Here is an 18,463-nt window from a genome sequence, read left to right as displayed (position 1 = left end):
TAGATAATATGGGTTTTGGAATAGAGGCAGCAAGTTATCATGTGCCTTCTTTGTATTTGGAAATTAAAGATTTAGCTACGATAAGAGGAATTGATCCTGCAAAATTAGAAAAAGGATTGGGTTTACATAAAATGGGCTTTCCTGATGTCCATGAAGATGCAGCTACTTTTGCTGCAGAAGCATTGTTGAAATTAATTAAAGAATACCATATTGATCCCAAAGATATAGCACGGATTTATCTTGGAACTGAAAGTGCCCTGGATGCTGCAAAACCTACAGCTTCTTATGCGATGCAGATGGTTGAAAAGGTTCTGGAGATAAAATATGGAGAGCGCTGCTTTAAAAACTGTGATGTAGTAGACATGACATTTGCTTGTGTGGGGGCAGTAGATGCGTTACATAATTCGCTGGATTTTGTAAGGGTAAATCCGGATAAAAAAGCAATCGTTATTGCAAGTGATTATGCAAAATACGAGCTGGCTTCTTCAGGAGAATACACCCAGGGTGGTGGGGCAGTAGCGCTTCTGATTTCTTCTCAGCCTGATTTAATGGAAATTGAAAACCAATGGGGAGTAGCCACAGAAAGTGTTTTTGATTTTTTCAAACCCAGACGTCATTACAAAAAAGAAGATCTGAAAAATGCACCGGAATCATTTTCGGATAAAATAGAAGTGTTTACCGATGAACCTGTTTTTGATGGACAATATTCTAATCAGTGTTATCAGGATCGTATCAGAGAAGCTTATGACCATTATAAAGAAATCAGTGGTAAGAAAAAGCCTTCTGATGATTGGAGGTATCTGGTTTTTCACCTTCCCTATGCTTTTCATGGAAAGAGAGTGTTTACAGAAATTTACAGTCTGGAAAACGGTTTAAACTATCAAACTCCGGAGGAACAAAAAGCAGTGGCTAAATCTGATGAATACCTGCAATTGATCGGAGATAAAATAGAAAAAACACAGAGGGCATCTTCAGAAATAGGAAATATGTACACTGCTTCAATTTTTATGGGTTTACTTTCTGCCTTAGAAACTTCATACAATGAAAATGAAGATTTAAAAGGAAAAGAAATTGGTTTTTTTAGTTATGGCAGCGGATCAAAATCTAAAGTGTTTTCAGGGAAGATTTCTGGGAATTGGCAGAAAGTGGTTTCTAAATGGGAACTATTTGAAAATTTAAAAAACAGAACCGCTGTTAGTTTTGAGACCTATGAAAAATTACATAGGAAGCAGTTGAACAAGTCTGTTAATACCAATTACAAAGGATTTGGATTAGATTCTGTTGAACTTGAAAATCCGGTATTAGTAGGAGCAAGATATTATACCTATCAGGATTAAAATAGATATAAAAAATTCAGCACTTCTTCATTGAAGTGCTGAATTTTTTATATTACTTAGTATCCCGGGTTTTGCTGAATTGTTTTATTAACATTGATCTCATCCTGAGGAATCGGTAATGTCCACTTAAAACTTGTCATCGGAAGATTAGATGGATTAGCAGCCGGATAATTAGCCGAACTTGAGGAATAATCTGCAGGATCTCTGTCAATTCCAACCCCTGCCAGGGTGCCTAATCTTTTCAAATCGATATATCGATATCCTTCGTAGGCGAATTCGATTCTTCTTTGTTTAAGAATTTCCGCCCATGCCTGTTTTGCATTTGTAAAGACAGATAATGGCTGAGGAGTTGAAAAACGTGCATCTAACAACGTTTTAATGGCTGTTGCGGCTCCTGTAAAGTCTCCGGCTGCCGTTCTGGCTTCTGCTTTAATCATATACATTTCTGATAGTCTCATCACTTTGATAGCATTGTTAAAACCATTATTTGCTGTAATTGCAGCAGTTTGAGTTCCGGATTCGACACCTCCGTGTTTATTGATAATTAACCGATCGCTATTTCTATAATCAGGAGATGTTGCATAATTGGGATCTACAATCGAGGAAGGAGCTATGATTACGTTTGCTCTGACATCCGGTAAGGTATTTAATGAAGAGGCTGGTAGATTATCAGGATTGAGTACATTATGTAAGGATCTGCTTACCTCATAAAATGGAGAACCCGCCAAATTGGGTCTTATTGAACACCATCCATTATGGAGATTGGTCAGTTGTACATTCTGATTGCTGGTTCTTTCAAGCCTAAATAATACTTCAGAATTTGCCGGTTGTGAATCGCTAAAGAAGAGCGCCTTATATTCTGCCTGATTGGCCAAGACAAGTCCTGAATTATGAATGACAGCATCAGCCCAGATTTCCGCATTGTTGTAATCTCCTTTTAAAGTATAGGCTCTGGCCTTAAGCCCTCTTGCAAAATTAATATTTGCATAGTTATTTACAAATGCAATAGTAGTACTTGAAAATATTGAAATTGCTTTATCGAGATCCGAATGGATCATAGAGTAAAAGCTACCATTACTGGCTCTTGGATTCTGCTTTTCTTCTGGTAAGAATACCCTATTGGCTAACACTGCAGCTGGCGCACTGTCATTTTTAAAATCTGTTGAAAAATAAGATAATAATTTTAGATGGCAGTAGGCTCTCATAGTTAATGCCTGTGCTTGCAAATCGGCAATCTTTTTTGCATCTGCTGGATCTTCTGGAATGATTTTATCTACATATACCAAAACCCTGTTAATTCTTGCTAATGCAAAATAAGTTTTATTCCATAAATTAATAGGGCTTGTTTGGCTTGGGTTCATAAAGAAAACATATTCAGTAGTAATACCTTGTCCTCCGTTAGCATAGCCTATTCCTGCTTCATCAGTGAAAACGGACGTGAATACGGATTCTGTTCTGTCAGTAAGTTCAAGATAGGCCGAATTCATTACCAGCTCAAGATCTTTACTTGTTGTCAACGCAACTTCTTCAGTCAGGGATCCCGGTGTATAGGGTTCCAATAATTCCTGTCTGCAAGAGATTAAAAAGAAGCTGATTACTAAAATTGTAGCAAGTATAATTTTTTTCATTTTCTAAAATTTAATATTAAAACCTAAAGTAAATGTTCTGGGAGTGGGATATTGATATGCATCAGAATTTCTGCTGCTTTCAGGATCAAAACCTTTCCATTTAGTCCACGTGTAGATATTTTCTCCTTGCAGGATGATGGACACATCATTAATAAAGGTATCTTGTATAAGGCGTTTTGGAAGCCTGTATCCCAGCTGGACATTTCTCAGTCTCAGATAGGAGGCATTTACTAAGAACCGGTCTGAATTGGTTACCGCTCCAAGATTAGCGGCATTCAGTGCTGGAACATCTGTATTTCTGTTTGTTGGGGTCCATGCATTTAACAAATCATTTGAAACATTAAACGTACCTAAGTTTGATGGATCTAATGCATTAGCTAAATCATCATCAAACCTAGAGACATTAGCAACAAACGTAAAAGTAGTGGTAGCAAAAAAGCCCTTCCACTCAAAGTCAAAACCAAAACCTCCCTGATACTTAGGGAAATAATTATTTTTATATAACTTCCTGTCAGCATCGGTTGGATTTTCTGTTGGATTACCATTGATATCCTCAAATAAAAGATTTCCATTTTCCGGATTTACACCAATATAATGGTACACATAAGGAGTAAACGGTAAGTTTCCATTTTGTGATCGATAAGTAGGATTGGCTTGTGAATCTATTAAACCAACAGGGTAGTTGTCAAACTTTTGATTATTCATCGCCGCATTTGCTCTCAATGTAAACGTAGTATTTTCAGTTTTTAGAATATCAAAAGCTACATTAAGTTCATATCCCTTGTTGATCAAATTTGCTGTTGTATTTCTTACAATAAACCTTGCTCCGAGTATAGGAGCAGTGGGATCCTTCATGAATAAATCGATCGTTTTTTTGTTATAATAATCAAATGATCCCCTGAATCTTCTGTTGTATAACTCCCAGTCTAATCCGATATTATAGGTTTTAGTCGTCTCCCATCTTAACTGCGGGTCACCAAATTCTATCCGGTAAGTTTGTAAATTATTGTAGGTATAGCGAGTCTCTGTGGGAATTCCATAGATATCAGCATATTTTGGTGGATTTAATCCTTCAAAAACAGGCCCGTCAATAATTCTTTGATTTCCAACTGTACCAATAGATCCCCTGATTTTCAGATTGTTGATGAAAGAGATCTCTTTCAAGAAATTTTCTTCACTGATATTCCATCTTCCTCCGAGAGACCAAAATGTTCCCCATTGCAAATTGCCTATAAATCTACTGGTCCCATCTCTTCTGGCTGTTGCAACCAATCCATATTTCTTTCTGTAATCATAATCAAAGTTTCCAAAATATGAAATGAGATTATATCTTGCCTGGGACACAGAAACTACGGGAACATAAAAATCATCTTTATCCGTATCCCCTATGTAACCCTGACCGGTTCCGGGGACAAAGGTTTTAGGATTAAGCCCTCTCTGCCGCATATTATCAATCTGCAGATTGGCAAAATTATATTCCAGATTTCCAGATATATTAAAAGTATGATTTCCAAATGTTTTCGAATAATCTAAACCAAACAAATTATTGTAAGTAAATTCCCTTCTGTTATTGATCTCTTCAAATCCGGTAAACTCTTGCCCGGTTGCCTGAAATAACAGGGCGTTAAAGGAATTAGGAAATTCTGACTGAATAAATCTTGTACTTAGTAATTGCGCATTGACTCTCATTTTAGCCGTAAGGTCTTCCATCACTTTGTAAGACACATCAGATGTAAAATCTAATCTGGTTTCATCTGTTAGGTTGTAGTATTGATTTATCTTATCTACTAACATGAGTGGAGTATACAATAGAGTTCCATTACTTTGATACAACTGATGCAATTGGCTTGAGTTCTGATATTCAGAAGGAGATATGTACGGTGCTCCCAAATAAGCACCTGTAACGTAATTACGATTGATGACACCCTCTCCTAAGTTAGTTGCTTCGTTGTTTTTAGAAAAGCCTGCAGCAATACCAAGGTAATATTTAAATTTATTGTTTTCAGATCTTCCATTGATATTTGATCTCACATTAAATCTCTGAAGACCTGTTGTTTTTAATAATCCATCCTGATTAAGGTAGCCTACTGATGTATAAGAGTTAAAATTCTTACCTCCGGTTTCAACTCCTAATGTATGGCTTGATAAGATTGCCGGTCTGAAGAAATAGTCTACCCAGTTGGTATTAATTCTGTAATCGGCAATAGCTTCATCCGACATTGTTGAACCCAAACCAATTCCATATATTTTTTCTAACGTAAGCAATTGATTGGAATTGGCATAGTTGTACTTTTGATTTTGCAGAAAAGAAACTCCAAGCTGACTGGAATAGTTAAAATTCAGTTTTCCACTGCCATACCTTCCCTGCCTTGTTTTGATCACTATAACTCCATTGGATCCTCTATTTCCATATTCAGCGATGGACGTTGCATCTTTTAAAACCTGCATACTTTCAATGTCATTGGGATTTAATGATCTAAAAGAGTCACTGTTTGAAGGGAAACCATCAATAACGTATAACGGATCAGTATTAGCTCCATAGGATCCGACACCTCTAATGACGACCTGAGGCTTTGCTCCTGGTTGTCCGGAACTTGCTGTTATATTTACTCCTGCAAGTTGCCCCTGAACAACATTCATTACATTGGCATTAGGTCTGTTTTCAATTGTTTCTTTACTAATTGATGCTGTAGATGTTACCGCTGTTTTTTTTGTAACTGTTCTATATCCCTGTACCACGACCTCTTCGATCTTAGCCTCTCTCTGTAGAGTATCTTTTACTGCTTTTTGAGCAGATAGCGCATGGCCTGTAAAACACAGAACTCCAACGCTTAAAAAACGTAGTTTTACATTCATATTAACAAAATTTAAGATATTAAGACGATAAATGTATTAATAAACATTAACGCATGCAATTTGTAATTCGTTGTTAATTAGTATGTTATGTTTTGTTAAATGATAAAAGAATAGGAAAATTTACACAAAATGTTAAAAATCCGATTTGGGAATAACTTGAAGTGTCAGCTTGTTAAAATATTTTAAATGTAAGGTTATTTTAAATAAATATTATATTTAGAATTATTCTAAATTGTTTAATTGGAAAGTTCAATCACAAGGAATCGACATGATAAATTTGGCACTTAAAACAATAAAATAAATTATGTATAAACTTCAAAAACCTAAAGAAAAATGGAACTCTGAAGGCATTAATGAAATCTATTGGAGATTGACATTCATCTAATTATAATACTTATATAAAATATTTTATAAAGTCAATTCATTTCCACAAACCAACATTCTTTATCCAGTCCTTAAAAAGTTTTGTCCACGCCGCCACCTCACTCCCTTTCTTCCCCAATCCCCAGCCATGTCCTCCAGTTTGAAACAAATGCATTTCAACAGGAACATTCACTTTCTTCAATGCATTATCCATTAATACACTATTCTCCACAGGAGAAATAGGATCATCAATAGCCTGAGCTAAAAATGTAGGTGGTGTCTGAGCATTCACCTGCCTTTCTACAGAAAATTCTATCTTCTCGGAAGTTGATGCATTGGCTCCAAGGATACTCTTAAAAGCATGGGTTTTATTATTGGGTGGAAGCATAGAAATAACAGGATAAATCAGTCCTGTAAAATCTGGTCTTGCAGATAAAGAATCTATGGCATCGATGGGGCTATAAAACTTCTTATTAGGCTGTGTAGCAATCATACCGGCCAGATGTCCACCTGCTGAGAAGCCCAAAATTCCTATTTTGTTTGGATCAATTTCATAGTTTTTAGCTGAACTTCTGATGAGTCGCATGGCTCTTTGGGCATCCTCAAAAGGGACATTGGTCGTCTTCCAGCCTTCTTGTGGTAGCCTATAAATAAGCTCGAAAGCTGTAATTCCTTCTGACTGCAACCAATCCGAAGTTGGGGTACTTTCCTTTCCTAATTCAATATGAGCATATCCACCACCGCTTATAACCAATATTGCTGTACCGTTTGGGTTTTTAGGGCGATGAACAATTAATCTTGGTGTGGATACATTCGTCACTGATCCTTTATCGGTTATTATTTCGCCTCCTCTTGTCCCGGATTGATCTGGCATTTGATTTTTTGGCCATAATGGAATCTGTTCTAAATCTGAGGAGATTTGAAACTTTCTTTTGGGTGTTTGAGAGTGATACATATTGCTTACAAAAAGTAATATGATCACGGAGAAATTTAGAAGTTTCATAAGGAGTATTTCTAAAAGATAATCAGCAAAAACTTAATCGAAATAAATAATCTTATTCTGATAACTCTTTGGAGTTACTCCAACCAGTTGCTTAAATACCCTTGTAAAATAATTGGTGTCTGAAAAACCTGTTTGAAAAGCCGTTTCTTTAATGCTATTTTGACCAGCCAGTAGCTCTTTAGCTCTATTGATCCGTTCCTGTAAAATAAAATCATTAGGGGAAGTACCCAATTCATCTTTAAACATTTTAAAGAAATTGGATTTACTGACGTATGCGAGCTTTGCAATGCTTTCAATGGATAATTTCTGATGCAGATTCTTCTTAATGTAATCGACAGCAAACCCTATCCTTGATTTATTTTTTGCAATATTTTTTTCCACCATGCTTCTTGCTTGAGTTTGCATCAATCGTATCAAAAGTTCTTTCAATGCAAAGTCGGCCATAATATCTTTTTGGGAATTATCATCCATCGCAATTCTCATAATATTATTGGTTGCTGAAGCAAGGGATTTATTGTTAAAAAGAAAATATTCATCCAATTGAATATTCCATTGTGAAGTTTCGTCTATTTTAGGAAGTGTATAGTTTAAATGATTGAGGGAGTCTTCTATAAATTCAGGGTTCAGGCTTAAAGAAATACACTGTGAAGGGGTTTCATCTGCCTCGGGAAAATCAATAACCATCGTTTCTCCGGGAGCAACTAATATACTTTCCCCTGGAAAATAATCAAAATACCCTGTTTTATTTTCCAGCTTCATATGCTTTTTACCTCGTAGCATAGCTGTAAAAGCGATCGTGTCAAAGTGAAGTTTTACATCAAAAGCAGCTTTGTGAGTTTCATAGATACTGAACTCACAGTTGTTTAGATTGAATTTCGTTTGATTTTCAACTAGGCTCACCAACTGATTTTCTTTTTTCAGTTCAGGAGTATTTAATAAAAACTTATTATCATTCATTTCTAAACATTTTTAGGCCTATGCTATCAAATATAAGGAAATATAGAATGGAGGTATTGTTAAAAAATGATAAAATTAAAACGGAATACTATTTTGAAGTTTTTTTGTAGGATTGTGCTATTTGTTGTTGCTATGGAAGTGTAATTTGGTTGGACAGAAAATCAAAACATACGAATATGAGCACACTAACAGAACAAAAATCGGAAACTACATTGCAGTGGCCTGAGTTCAAAGCTAAATATAACAACTATATCAATGGTCAGTTTACAGCACCCGTTAACGGTCAGTACTTTGATGTTGTATCCCCGGTGAACGGGAAAAATTTCACACAGGCAGCTCATTCATCTAAAGAAGATTTGGAACTGGCGGTAGATGCCGCTCATCAAGCATTTCAAACCTGGAAGGATACTTCTTCAACGGAAAGAAGTATTATATTAAATAAAATTGCTGATAGAATAGAGCAAAACCTCGAATATCTAGCTATTGTAGAAACGATAGATAATGGTAAAGCGGTTAGAGAAACTTTAGCAGCAGATTTACCGCTTGCAGTTGACCATTTCAGATATTTCGCCTCCGTAGTTCGCGCAGAAGAAGGTTCGCATAATGAACTGGATAAAGACACCGTTTCGTTGATTGTTCACGAACCTTTAGGAGTAATTGCTCAGATTATTCCATGGAATTTTCCTTTATTGATGGCCATCTGGAAATTAGCTCCGGCATTGGCAGCAGGAAATTGTGTGGTTTTAAAACCGGCAGAAAGCACTCCGATTTCTATTATGGTTTTAATGGAAATTATAGGTGATCTTTTACCAGCAGGTGTAGTAAATATTGTCAACGGTTTCGGTGCAGAATTAGGAAGAGCATTAGTAACAAATCCAAAAGTTTCAAAGGCTGCGTTTACAGGTTCTACAGCTACAGGCCGTTTGGTTATGCAATATGCGACCGAAAATATTATTCCAGTTACATTGGAGCTGGGTGGAAAATCACCTAACGTTTTCTTCAGTTCCGTGATGGCAGCTGATGATGAATTTTTAGATAAAGCGATTGAAGGCGCTGTCCTTTTTGCACTCAATCAGGGGGAAATATGTACTTGTCCTTCAAGATTGCTTGTTCAGGAAGATATAGCGGATGCATTCATTGCAAAAGTCATTGAAAGAGTGAAAGCCATAAAAGTTGGAAACCCTTTAGATAAAACTGTGATGATGGGTGCTCAGGCTTCCCAGATTCAAAAGGATAAGATTTTATCTTATATCAAATTAGGAAGAGAGGAAGGTGCTGAGGTTCTTGTGGGTGGAGATGTAAATAATGTGGGTGAAGGTTTAGAAGAAGGATATTACATTCAGCCCACTATTTTTAAAGGAAACAACAGAATGAGAATCTTCCAGGAAGAAATTTTTGGACCTGTTTTGGCTTTCACGACTTTCAAAGATGAAGAGGAAGCCATAAAAATTGCAAATGATACCATTTATGGTCTTGGAGCAGGAGTGTGGACAAGAGACGCTCATCAGTTGTATAATGTTCCACGTCAGATTCAGGCGGGGAGAGTTTGGGTCAATCAGTACCATTCTTATCCTGCCGGGGCTCCTTTTGGAGGATATAAACAGTCAGGAATTGGGAGGGAAAACCACAAAATGATGTTGGATCATTACCGCCAGACGAAAAATATGTTGATCTCTTACAACAAAAACAAATTAGGGTTCTTTTAATTTTTTTTAACATCAGAGCGTGCCCGTTTGTCCCGCTTTAGAGCGGGGCAAAACGGTCGGGCTATTCAGGGCTGCACTTCGTTTCGGTGCTTCATTTCATTACGCACCGGCTCGTTCCTCGCCGCCCTTACGATCCCTCACGCGAAACTTGCAACCTTATTTTAAATATTTCAGAAGAATACGGATTGAATGATACCAGGATTATGATAAAAACCTGCCTTAATTGATATTTTTTAAGCTTAATACCGCCTGGCAGAATTTGTTTTGTCAGGCATTTTTAATGAAATAGATAGCGAGAGATAAAACAAAAGATGAGTATTTCTAGTAATAGTGGAGGCGTAGAGAATTAAATATCCTAAATAATACATCACTTTTGTCATTCCGTAGGAATCTAAACCATTTTGATTATAATTGAGCTCTACAGGTTTCAAAAATATCCGATTTTATTATACTTAAAAAACTAGAGCAGATGATTTGCATTCTGGCGATTAATTAAAAACAAAAAAATGGAAAATAAAATATCGAGATTATCAGCTACAGAAAAGGCACTGGAAGTGATCTGGGAGTTGGAGAAAAAGTATGGAGATCTCATGTTCTATCAGGCCGGTGGATGTTGCGAAGGAACCCAGCCTCAATGTTTTGAAAAAGGAGGGTTTTTTCCAAGGATGAATGATGCTATGATCGGGACCGTTAATGGTCATGAATTTTGGATCGATCGTGATCTCTTCGAATACTGGAAGTATTCTCACTTTACATTAGATGTTGTTGATGGCTTCGGACCTGGTGGTTTTTCCCTTGAAACACCTTTAGGAAAAACGTTTAAAGTCCATTACAAACTTTTCACTCCTGAAGAATACGAAAATCTGGAACCCGTAAAACGGAGTGAGTAATCTCTGTGTTGATGATGAATACTCTTTTCTCTTGCGGATTTTGTAGAGCAGATTTTATTCTTATTTTAATTCTATTCATTGTATTTTAATTACTCTGAATACATAAAAAAATTAATGCAATCATCTGTATAATCTCCTAAATTTAGGAGAACTTAAAAATATACTTTAGATCGTTCGAAATCTAAATGATCACATTAGCAACTCTCAACTGTCCACTTTTACAAACCGATTCACAAACATGGCCGCGACGACATTTCCTACAGCATTTAAAACTGTAGCCAAAGGATCTACCAATGTTCCAATGATCATTACAGCTGGAATTGCTTCATGAGGTAATTTATAAACAGAGATCATTAATAGCTCACCAATATAACCACCATTAGGAATTCCTCCTTCTACAATACTTACAAAAACGGTGATCCCCAGTGCTAAAATCAAATTAGAAGGTTCAAAAAAGTCTTTCCCAATAATTAAAAATGCTACATAAATCTTGATAATAGAAGATATAGAAGAACCATTTTTATGCAAGGTAGTCCCGATTGGAATAACCAAATTGGCGATAGAGCTTGGAATACCAATTTTTGTGGCAGCCTGTAAATTGGCTGGCATGGTGGCAAAACTGCTGCAGGTACTTAATGCAGTGAGTGTAGGATAAGGAGCATTCGTCCAAAACCCTTTAACCCCTTTCCGCCCGTTTGCTATGAACGTATACAAGGTGAAAAATACAAAAAAATAGATGGTCCCAACAATGTAATAGATGCCCAATGGCTTACCATAAAAACCAAAAAGCTGTGGTCCAACAGTTGCTACCTGAAAAGCAAAATATGCCCCTAGACCTATGGGTGCCAGCTTCATAACAAGTAAAAGCAATTCTTTCATTACTTCATATCCTGAAGCAAGGAAGAGTCTGAATGGCTGACCAATTTCCCCTGTTTTTCTTGCTGCAAAACCAGTTAAAAAAGCAAAGATTAAAAGGGCAAGCATATTTTTACGGGAAAACAATTCGGTAAACTCACCTACGGTAAAGAAACTGACAATTCTATTGCCCCAGGTTTCGTTATGTGTTTCTTCAGAGATGATTTGTGAACTTCCTGAAATAGGGTCCATAGGAAATAGGTAAACAGCAATAATTGTGAAAATGGCTGCAGTTAGTATGAAAAACAGAAAGGTGAATGACATGACAGCGATGATCTTTCCAAATTTCGACTGCTGTTCTAAGGAGGCTATAGAATTGGATACTGCAAAAAATACCAATGGAACTACACTTACAAAAAGTAAATTTAGGAAGATATCTCCAAGAGGCTTAATATAATCAACTACACCGGGTGCAGTGATGCCTATAATGCTTCCAACGATGATCCCTAAAAGTAAAAATAAAATTCCTGAGTAGTTTTTAAATATCTCTTTCATGCGCTGCTTTTTACCAAAGATAGCTTTATTTTTAACATAGTATTGTATAATTTTCAGGCTTAAATTTTTTAAATTTGAGTAAATAAACGTTTCTATGGCTTATATAGATTACTATAAAATTCTGGGGGTAGATAAAAAAGCAACGCAGGATGATATCAAGAAAGCATATCGGAAGCAAGCTAGAAAACTGCATCCTGACCTTAATCCCGATGATAAAGAAGCTGAAAAAAAATTCAAAGAGCTGAACGAAGCCAACGAAGTTCTCAGTAATCCGGAGAATCGTAGCAAATACGATAAATATGGTGAAAACTGGAAGCATGGTGAAGAATACGAAAAAGCACAACAGCAACAGAGACAATATCAAGGTCAAGGTCAAAGTTACGGAGGCGGATATTCAGGGGCTGATTTTGGAGAAGGGGAGGATTTTTCTGATTTCTTTCAGAGTATGTTTGGACAAGGTGGCGGTGGCTTTGGAAGAAGCTCGCGGGGAAGTGCTTCGGGGAAATTTAAAGGCCAGGATGTACAGGCGGAACTTAATTTACAATTAAGAGATGCTGCGAAAACACATCCACAAACTTTTGAGATCAATGGCAAAAAGGTACGAATCACAATTCCGGCCGGAGTGTATGATGGGCAGCAGATTAAATTAAAAGGTCATGGAAATCCGGGAATGAACGGCGGGCCATCCGGAGATCTGTATATTACATTCAATATTTCTGTAGATCCTGATTTTGAAAGAGTAGGAGATGATCTCAAAACTAAAGTGAGTGTGGATCTTTATACTGCTGTTTTAGGAGGAGATATAAAAGTAAATACACTGGATGGAAGTGTTAATTTAAAGGTAAAACCTGAAACCCAAAGTGGAGTAACGGTAAGGTTAAAAGGAAAAGGTTTTCCAGTATATAAAAAGGAAGGGCATTTTGGAGATCTGTTCGTAACCTATGAGGTGAAATTGCCAACCAACCTTACCGATAAGCAAAAAGAGCTTTTTGAACAACTTAAAAATTCTTAGATCATGGAAGAAAGAATATCACGCGAAGAACTCGTAAAAATATACAATATAGAGATCACTTTTTTGATGAACTGGTAGAATATGGATTGTTGCATGTACAGACCGAAAATGATATCCGCTATTTAATGTATGAGGATTTACCGACTTTTGAGAGGTTTACCAATTGGCATTATGATCTTGAAATTAACCTGCCTGGACTTGAAGTAATTCATGAAATGCTTCAAAAAATGTCAGATCTTAAAAAGAAAAATAGAGATCTATTGGCCAAACTTTCTACAATAAATGCTCGATATGAAGATATTTAATTTAGTTTTGCAATCTTAACATATTAAATCATTTATACAATGAGCGACGAGAAAGTGATCAGGCTAAATGTAGACCGGAAAGATTTTGAAGAGATTTACTTTAAAGGAAATCAGGGAAGTTTATTCTTTTCATCTACCACCAAAAGTAAAACTATAATCACCATCGTCGTTGCCGTACTTTTAGGCATTACATTTTGTTTCAAAGGAAGCCTAAGTGAAGAAAGTTTTGGGGTGCTTTACTTTATAAGTTTTGTTTTTCTTCTTTGTGCTGTTTATCTTTCAGTCGGTATCAATAAAGTATCGAGGTGGAAAAAAGAGGTGAACAGATATTTAAAATCACTTGAGAAAGCAGATATTTATGAAATAAGATTCAATAACGATACGTTTACTGTAAACCTTAATGAACAGTATGAGCTTAGTAAATGGAGCGAATTTGTATCATCAGAAACCAATGATGAATATGTTTCATTGGAAGGTAGGTACAATTATATGTTTCCTCAGAAATCAATGAGCAAAACGGATTATAATATGTTGAAACAGGCCGTAAAGAAAAATATTAAATAAAAAAAATCAGAGCTAAAAGCTCTGATTTTTTTATGATTGTTTAGTCTAGCCAACCCATTTCTTTCATCCATTCGTCATTGTAGATCTTTCCTACATATCTGGATCCGTGGTCATGAAGTAAAACCACAACAACATCGTCCTTGGTAAACTGATCTTTCATCTGTACCAGTGCAGCCATTGCACTTCCAGCTGAATAACCACAGAAGATTCCTTCTTCTTTGGCAAGCTTTCTTGCATAAATAGCTCCGTCTTTATCGGTTACTTTTTCAAAATGATCAATCACAGACATATCATAGTTTTCAGGAATAATATCTTCTCCGATTCCTTCTGTAATGTATGTATAGGCATGGTCATAATGAAGCTCACCAGTCTCATGGAACTCCTTTAAAATAGAACCATAAGTATCAATACCGATTACTTTGATATCAGGATTTTTTTCTTTAAAAAATGTTCCACATCCTGTTATAGTACCTCCTGTTCCTGCTCCCACTACAAAATGGGTAAGGTTTCCTTCCGTCTGTTCCCAGATTTCAGGAGCAGTAGATTCATAATGAGCAGCTCTGTTGGATAAGTTATCATATTGATTTACATACCATCCATTTTCAGTTTCTTTAGCCAGTCTTTTAGAAACTGAATAATATGAACGTGGATCAGTAGGTTTTACATCAGTAGGACATACAATAACTTCTGCGCCTACAGCACGAAGAATATCACATTTTTCTTTTGATTGTTTGGAATTGGTTACAAAGATACATTTGTATCCTTTGATGATCGCTGCAAGAGCTAATCCCATTCCTGTATTTCCAGAGGTTCCTTCAATAATAGTTCCTCCAGGTTTTAATCTGCCGTCTTTTTCGGCATCTTCGATCATTTTAAGAGCCATTCTGTCTTTTACAGAATTTCCAGGGTTGAAGGTTTCAACTTTGGCTAAAACTAATGCTGGAAAATCTTCACCTAAAACTTTGTTAAGCTTTACCAGTGGTGTGTTTCCGATAGTTTCAAGAATATTTTTTGCGTATTTCATACATAATTTATAAGCGCAGCAAAGATACAGCTTTAAAATTATTTATGAAGTTTGACTCCTGCTAAAATGAATTAAATATAATATACCTATTGCTTTTCAGATAGGTGTTTTCAAGAGTAAATGGCTTGAAAATTAGTTGTACTTAATAGCTTTAACCGGTGAAATTTTACTGATTAAATAACTAGGCACAATTAAAGCTAACGCGGAAATAATCAGAATTCCAACTGAAATCGAAATGATAGCGATAGGGTTAAGATCTACCGGCACCGTACTTACATAGTAATTCTCGGGATTTAGTTTTATGATCCCAAAAAACTTCTGTAAAAGCAATAAGCCAAGTCCGATAATATTTCCATATAAAAGTCCCGGAACCATAATGATCAAGGTATAATTAATGAATGTAGCCCTGATCTGGGAATTGCTTGCGCCAAGAGTTTTTAAGAGACCGATAGAATTTGTTCTTTCAATAATAAGGATCAGCAGAACCATGATTATATTGATGATTACTACAATAAGCATAATGATAATGATCAATGCTATATTCGTATCAAAAATGCTTATCCAATCAGTGATCTGAGGGAATTTTTCGGTTGCTTTTTCAGCATAATTTTTATAACCGATGAGTTTTTCTATTTCCGGAAAATCACTATCGATATCGTTTACATTTTTAAAGAAAATATCCAATCCTCCAATATCATCGGGTTTCATATCCTGTATCTTTCTGACGTGGTTAATCCCACCAATGACAAACTGTTCATCAATCATTTTAATATCAGTCCGGTAGATTCCAACTACTTCAAACTTTCTGTAAATAGGTTTCTGATCAGCTTTTGAGAATATGGTAACGATACTGTCTTTAACTTTTAAATGGAGATCATTCGCAATTTTTTGTGAAATGGTTACCCCATGATTATACCCTACTTCTGTAACATTAGGGGTTCTTCCTGCAATTAAGAATTTTTTAAAGCGTACACTATCAAAATCTTTGCCTATTCCTTTAAATATGATCCCTGCAAAATTATGTTCATTACGCATGATTCCTGTAACCATGGCATATTTTTGAACACTTTCAACATCAGGAAGTGCTTTTATTTTCTGGATATTTAAACCTTGTTTATCAAGAACAGAAGTATTGTATGAAGAATTTGATCGGGTTGATTTTACCGTAATATGTCCGCTGAAATCTGCCAGTCTTTCTTTGATTGCTTTTTTAGAACCAAAACCTGTAGATACCGTTATTAATGAAACTATAATTCCTAAAGCCACGGAAAGCCTGCCTATGAAGATGATAACCCTTGAAAGATTATTTTTGTTATCTTTGGAAAACGCTATTTTTCTAGAGAAATATAAAGGAAAGTTCAAGCTTATGAATTTAGATTTCAAAATTAAAAATTTACTTCTTATTTGCCTAATTTTTTTAGGAGTATTCAATCAATATTATTCTCAAAATCAAACTAAAGGTGATTTTAAGACAGGTGCAGACCGTCCTGACGTGTATTTGCCATTATTAAAAGGTAAAACAATTGGTATTGTAACCAATCAAACTGGTTTAATGAAAGATAAAACCTATTTAGTCGATTTTCTGGTAAAAAACGGAGTTAAGATAAAAGCTATTTTTGCCCCTGAACATGGTTTCAGAGGAGATGCCGATGCGGGTGAGAAAGTAAAGAATGGAGTTGATTCGAAGACAGGAATTTCAATTGTTTCTTTATATGGAAGCAATAAAAAACCAAAGGCTGAACAATTAAAAGGAATTGATATTGTCGTTTTTGATATCCAGGATGTTGGAGTTCGGTTCTATACTTATATTTCAACGTTAACTTATTTGATGGAAGCCGCTGCTGAAAATAATGTTGAGGTAATGGTACTGGACAGGCCCAATCCTCATGATGGATATACGGATGGTCCGGTTTTAAAGAAAAAATGGACTAGTTTTGTAGGAATGCATGAAGTTCCTGTAGTATATGGTCTGACTATTGGCGAGTATGGAAAAATGGTTAATGGTGAAAAATGGCTGAAAAATGGAGTACAGGCAAAGTATACCTTGATTCCAATGCAGAATTATCATAAAAAACAACGATATGCTATTTCTGATAAGCCGTCTCCAAATCTACCTAATGATAAATCAATAAACCTATATCCAAGTTTATGTTTTTTTGAAGGAACACAGGTTTCTGTAGGAAGAGGAACGGATACTCCTTTTCAGGTGTATGGTTCTCCATGGACGAAAAGTCTTCCTTATCAATTTACCCCAAAACCTAATTATGGAGCAAAAGATCCTTTCCTTAATGGACAATTATGCTATGGTGAAAATCTGTCTGATTATTCAACCGACTTAAGGGAGCTTAATTTAGAATGGGTTATTAAAGCTTATAAAAACTATAAGAATCCACAACTTGATTTTTTCCTTAAAAATCTATGGTTTGATACATTATCAGGGACTGATGAATTGAGAAAACAAATCATAGCAGGCAAGTCAATAAAAGAAATCAAAGCCTCGTGGAAGCCGGATCTAGATACATTTGAAAAAATAAGATCCCGGTATATTGTATATGAGAACTAATCGAAATCCTGTGGTGGGTTCTTGTCATTTTTACCCTTATTCAGTATAAAAAGACCGATTGTTAATCCAACAACTCCGGCAAAAGCCGTCATAACAGCTCTTTGTAATTTGTCAGGGGCTTCATTCCCAATATAATTCATTAGGAATAGGATGACAAAAGTAATCACTAAAATGATGATATGGTTCTTTCCGAATAGTTTCATGGTATTATTTTAATTTGTAAGAAATCATAATACCTCCTCTGTAAGGTAATACTTCACCACTTTTATTGAAATCTTTTGCCATATCGTATCTTTTACCTGTTGTACGATCATACCCTTTATAGAAATCCTGAGAAGTACCAACCGTTGCATATACATCCAGATTCCAGTTTTCTGAAAGTTGGAACTGATAACCTGCAGTAACGCCTACTATAACAGAAATTCCCTTTTGATAAAGATTGGATTTTACAAATTTTTCCCCACGATCATTGGTATAGGTACCCGATCCCCAATAGTTCCATTTTTGAAGTACAAAGGCAGCAGTGGAAAGATTGGCTCCTACATACCAGTGTTTAAAGGCTTCGTCAAAATAATATCTGCCTTCCAGGGAAACAGAGTAATACTGAAATTCATGTCCTGCGAAAGATTTCCATGGAGAAACTAAAAAATCTCCCTGTAAGGTATACTTTTTACTCAGCTGGTATTCTAATCCGGCGTTCAAAACTCCTACGGGAAGAAGAAGAGCATTACCTTTTACATACAAACTTTTCTCTTTTTCTATTGTCTGCTCCTTTTCCTGAGCCTGTACCATTCCTAATGAAAACAGGCTAAGAAAACCCATCGCAAATTTATATTTCATATTGA

General features: G+C 35.8%; 16 protein-coding genes. 7 read left to right on the top strand and 9 right to left on the bottom strand.

The window, feature by feature from the left end:
• Window positions 1–8 precede the first annotated feature (8 nt).
• The gene (locus tag CEY12_RS08765) at window positions 9–1,337 is read left to right on the top strand and encodes a hydroxymethylglutaryl-CoA synthase family protein (RefSeq protein WP_089027334.1); all 1,329 of its coding nucleotides are present in this window, start codon (window positions 9–11) and stop codon (window positions 1,335–1,337) included.
• A gap of 56 nt (window positions 1,338–1,393) precedes the next feature.
• Here the strand turns inward: CEY12_RS08765 and CEY12_RS08760 are convergent, their stop codons facing one another.
• The 4 genes from CEY12_RS08760 to CEY12_RS08745 all read right to left on the bottom strand — a co-directional run bounded on the left by CEY12_RS08760 (window position 1,394) and on the right by CEY12_RS08745 (window position 8,144).
• Entirely contained in the window at window positions 1,394–2,965 is a 1,572-nt protein-coding gene (locus tag CEY12_RS08760) for a RagB/SusD family nutrient uptake outer membrane protein (RefSeq protein WP_089027333.1), read from the bottom strand.
• A 3-nt stretch (window positions 2,966–2,968) separates the two neighbouring features.
• On the bottom strand, window positions 2,969–5,821 hold the full coding sequence (locus CEY12_RS08755) for a SusC/RagA family TonB-linked outer membrane protein (RefSeq protein WP_089027332.1): 2,853 nt from the start codon (window positions 5,819–5,821) through the stop codon (window positions 2,969–2,971).
• A gap of 421 nt (window positions 5,822–6,242) precedes the next feature.
• On the bottom strand, window positions 6,243–7,187 hold the full coding sequence (locus CEY12_RS08750; RefSeq protein ID WP_089027331.1) for an alpha/beta hydrolase: 945 nt from the start codon (window positions 7,185–7,187) through the stop codon (window positions 6,243–6,245).
• 33 nt (window positions 7,188–7,220) lie between these two features.
• The gene (locus tag CEY12_RS08745) at window positions 7,221–8,144 is read right to left on the bottom strand and encodes a helix-turn-helix domain-containing protein (protein ID WP_089027330.1); all 924 of its coding nucleotides are present in this window, start codon (window positions 8,142–8,144) and stop codon (window positions 7,221–7,223) included.
• 176 nt (window positions 8,145–8,320) lie between these two features.
• Here CEY12_RS08745 and CEY12_RS08740 point away from each other — a divergent pair, with 176 nt between their 5' ends.
• Entirely contained in the window at window positions 8,321–9,850 is a 1,530-nt protein-coding gene (locus CEY12_RS08740) for an aldehyde dehydrogenase family protein (protein ID WP_089027329.1), read from the top strand.
• A 506-nt stretch (window positions 9,851–10,356) separates the two neighbouring features.
• On the top strand, window positions 10,357–10,740 hold the full coding sequence (locus CEY12_RS08735; RefSeq protein WP_089027328.1) for a DUF779 domain-containing protein: 384 nt from the start codon (window positions 10,357–10,359) through the stop codon (window positions 10,738–10,740).
• 204 nt (window positions 10,741–10,944) lie between these two features.
• On the opposite strand, the gene CEY12_RS08730 is transcribed toward CEY12_RS08735, so the two are convergent.
• Window positions 10,945–12,150 (bottom strand): dicarboxylate/amino acid:cation symporter, encoded by a 1,206-nt coding sequence (locus CEY12_RS08730; protein WP_089027327.1) that lies wholly within the window; start codon window positions 12,148–12,150, stop codon window positions 10,945–10,947.
• 94 nt (window positions 12,151–12,244) lie between these two features.
• On the opposite strand from CEY12_RS08730, the gene CEY12_RS08725 reads away from it, so the two are divergent.
• The 3 genes from CEY12_RS08725 (at window position 12,245) to CEY12_RS08715 (ending at window position 14,031) form a co-directional block, all read left to right on the top strand.
• Window positions 12,245–13,162, top strand: a complete 918-nt coding sequence (locus CEY12_RS08725) for a DnaJ C-terminal domain-containing protein (RefSeq protein ID WP_089027326.1) — start codon at window positions 12,245–12,247, stop codon at window positions 13,160–13,162.
• Between the two features lie 89 nt (window positions 13,163–13,251).
• Window positions 13,252–13,467 (top strand): chaperone modulator CbpM, encoded by a 216-nt coding sequence (locus tag CEY12_RS08720; protein ID WP_410493907.1) that lies wholly within the window; start codon window positions 13,252–13,254, stop codon window positions 13,465–13,467.
• A gap of 39 nt (window positions 13,468–13,506) precedes the next feature.
• Window positions 13,507–14,031: a hypothetical protein gene (locus CEY12_RS08715; RefSeq protein WP_089027325.1), complete on the top strand. Its 525-nt coding sequence runs from the start codon at window positions 13,507–13,509 to the stop codon at window positions 14,029–14,031.
• Window positions 14,032–14,071: 40 nt separating this feature from the next.
• Here the strand turns inward: CEY12_RS08715 and CEY12_RS08710 are convergent, their stop codons facing one another.
• Together CEY12_RS08710 and CEY12_RS08705 are read right to left on the bottom strand one after the other, a co-directional pair.
• Entirely contained in the window at window positions 14,072–15,055 is a 984-nt protein-coding gene (locus tag CEY12_RS08710) for a PLP-dependent cysteine synthase family protein (protein WP_089027324.1), read from the bottom strand.
• 132 nt (window positions 15,056–15,187) lie between these two features.
• The gene (locus tag CEY12_RS08705) at window positions 15,188–16,417 is read right to left on the bottom strand and encodes an ABC transporter permease (protein ID WP_089029829.1); all 1,230 of its coding nucleotides are present in this window, start codon (window positions 16,415–16,417) and stop codon (window positions 15,188–15,190) included.
• A gap of 4 nt (window positions 16,418–16,421) precedes the next feature.
• On the opposite strand from CEY12_RS08705, the gene CEY12_RS08700 reads away from it, so the two are divergent.
• On the top strand, window positions 16,422–17,618 hold the full coding sequence (locus tag CEY12_RS08700) for an exo-beta-N-acetylmuramidase NamZ domain-containing protein (RefSeq protein ID WP_089027323.1): 1,197 nt from the start codon (window positions 16,422–16,424) through the stop codon (window positions 17,616–17,618).
• Here CEY12_RS08700 and CEY12_RS08695 read toward each other — a convergent pair.
• Window positions 17,615–17,821 (bottom strand): hypothetical protein, encoded by a 207-nt coding sequence (locus CEY12_RS08695; protein ID WP_089027322.1) that lies wholly within the window; start codon window positions 17,819–17,821, stop codon window positions 17,615–17,617. The genes CEY12_RS08700 and CEY12_RS08695 overlap by 4 nt on opposite strands.
• A gap of 4 nt (window positions 17,822–17,825) precedes the next feature.
• Complete coding sequence (locus CEY12_RS08690) at window positions 17,826–18,458, bottom strand: DUF3575 domain-containing protein (RefSeq protein ID WP_089027321.1); 633 nt, start codon at window positions 18,456–18,458, stop codon at window positions 17,826–17,828.
• Window positions 18,459–18,463 lie beyond the last annotated feature (5 nt).

The organism is Chryseobacterium sp. T16E-39, from assembly GCF_002216065.1.
Lineage (GTDB): Bacteria > Bacteroidota > Bacteroidia > Flavobacteriales > Weeksellaceae > Chryseobacterium.
The sequence above is the reverse complement of the archived record's forward strand: the minus strand, read 5'-3'. Positions and strand labels throughout refer to the sequence as shown.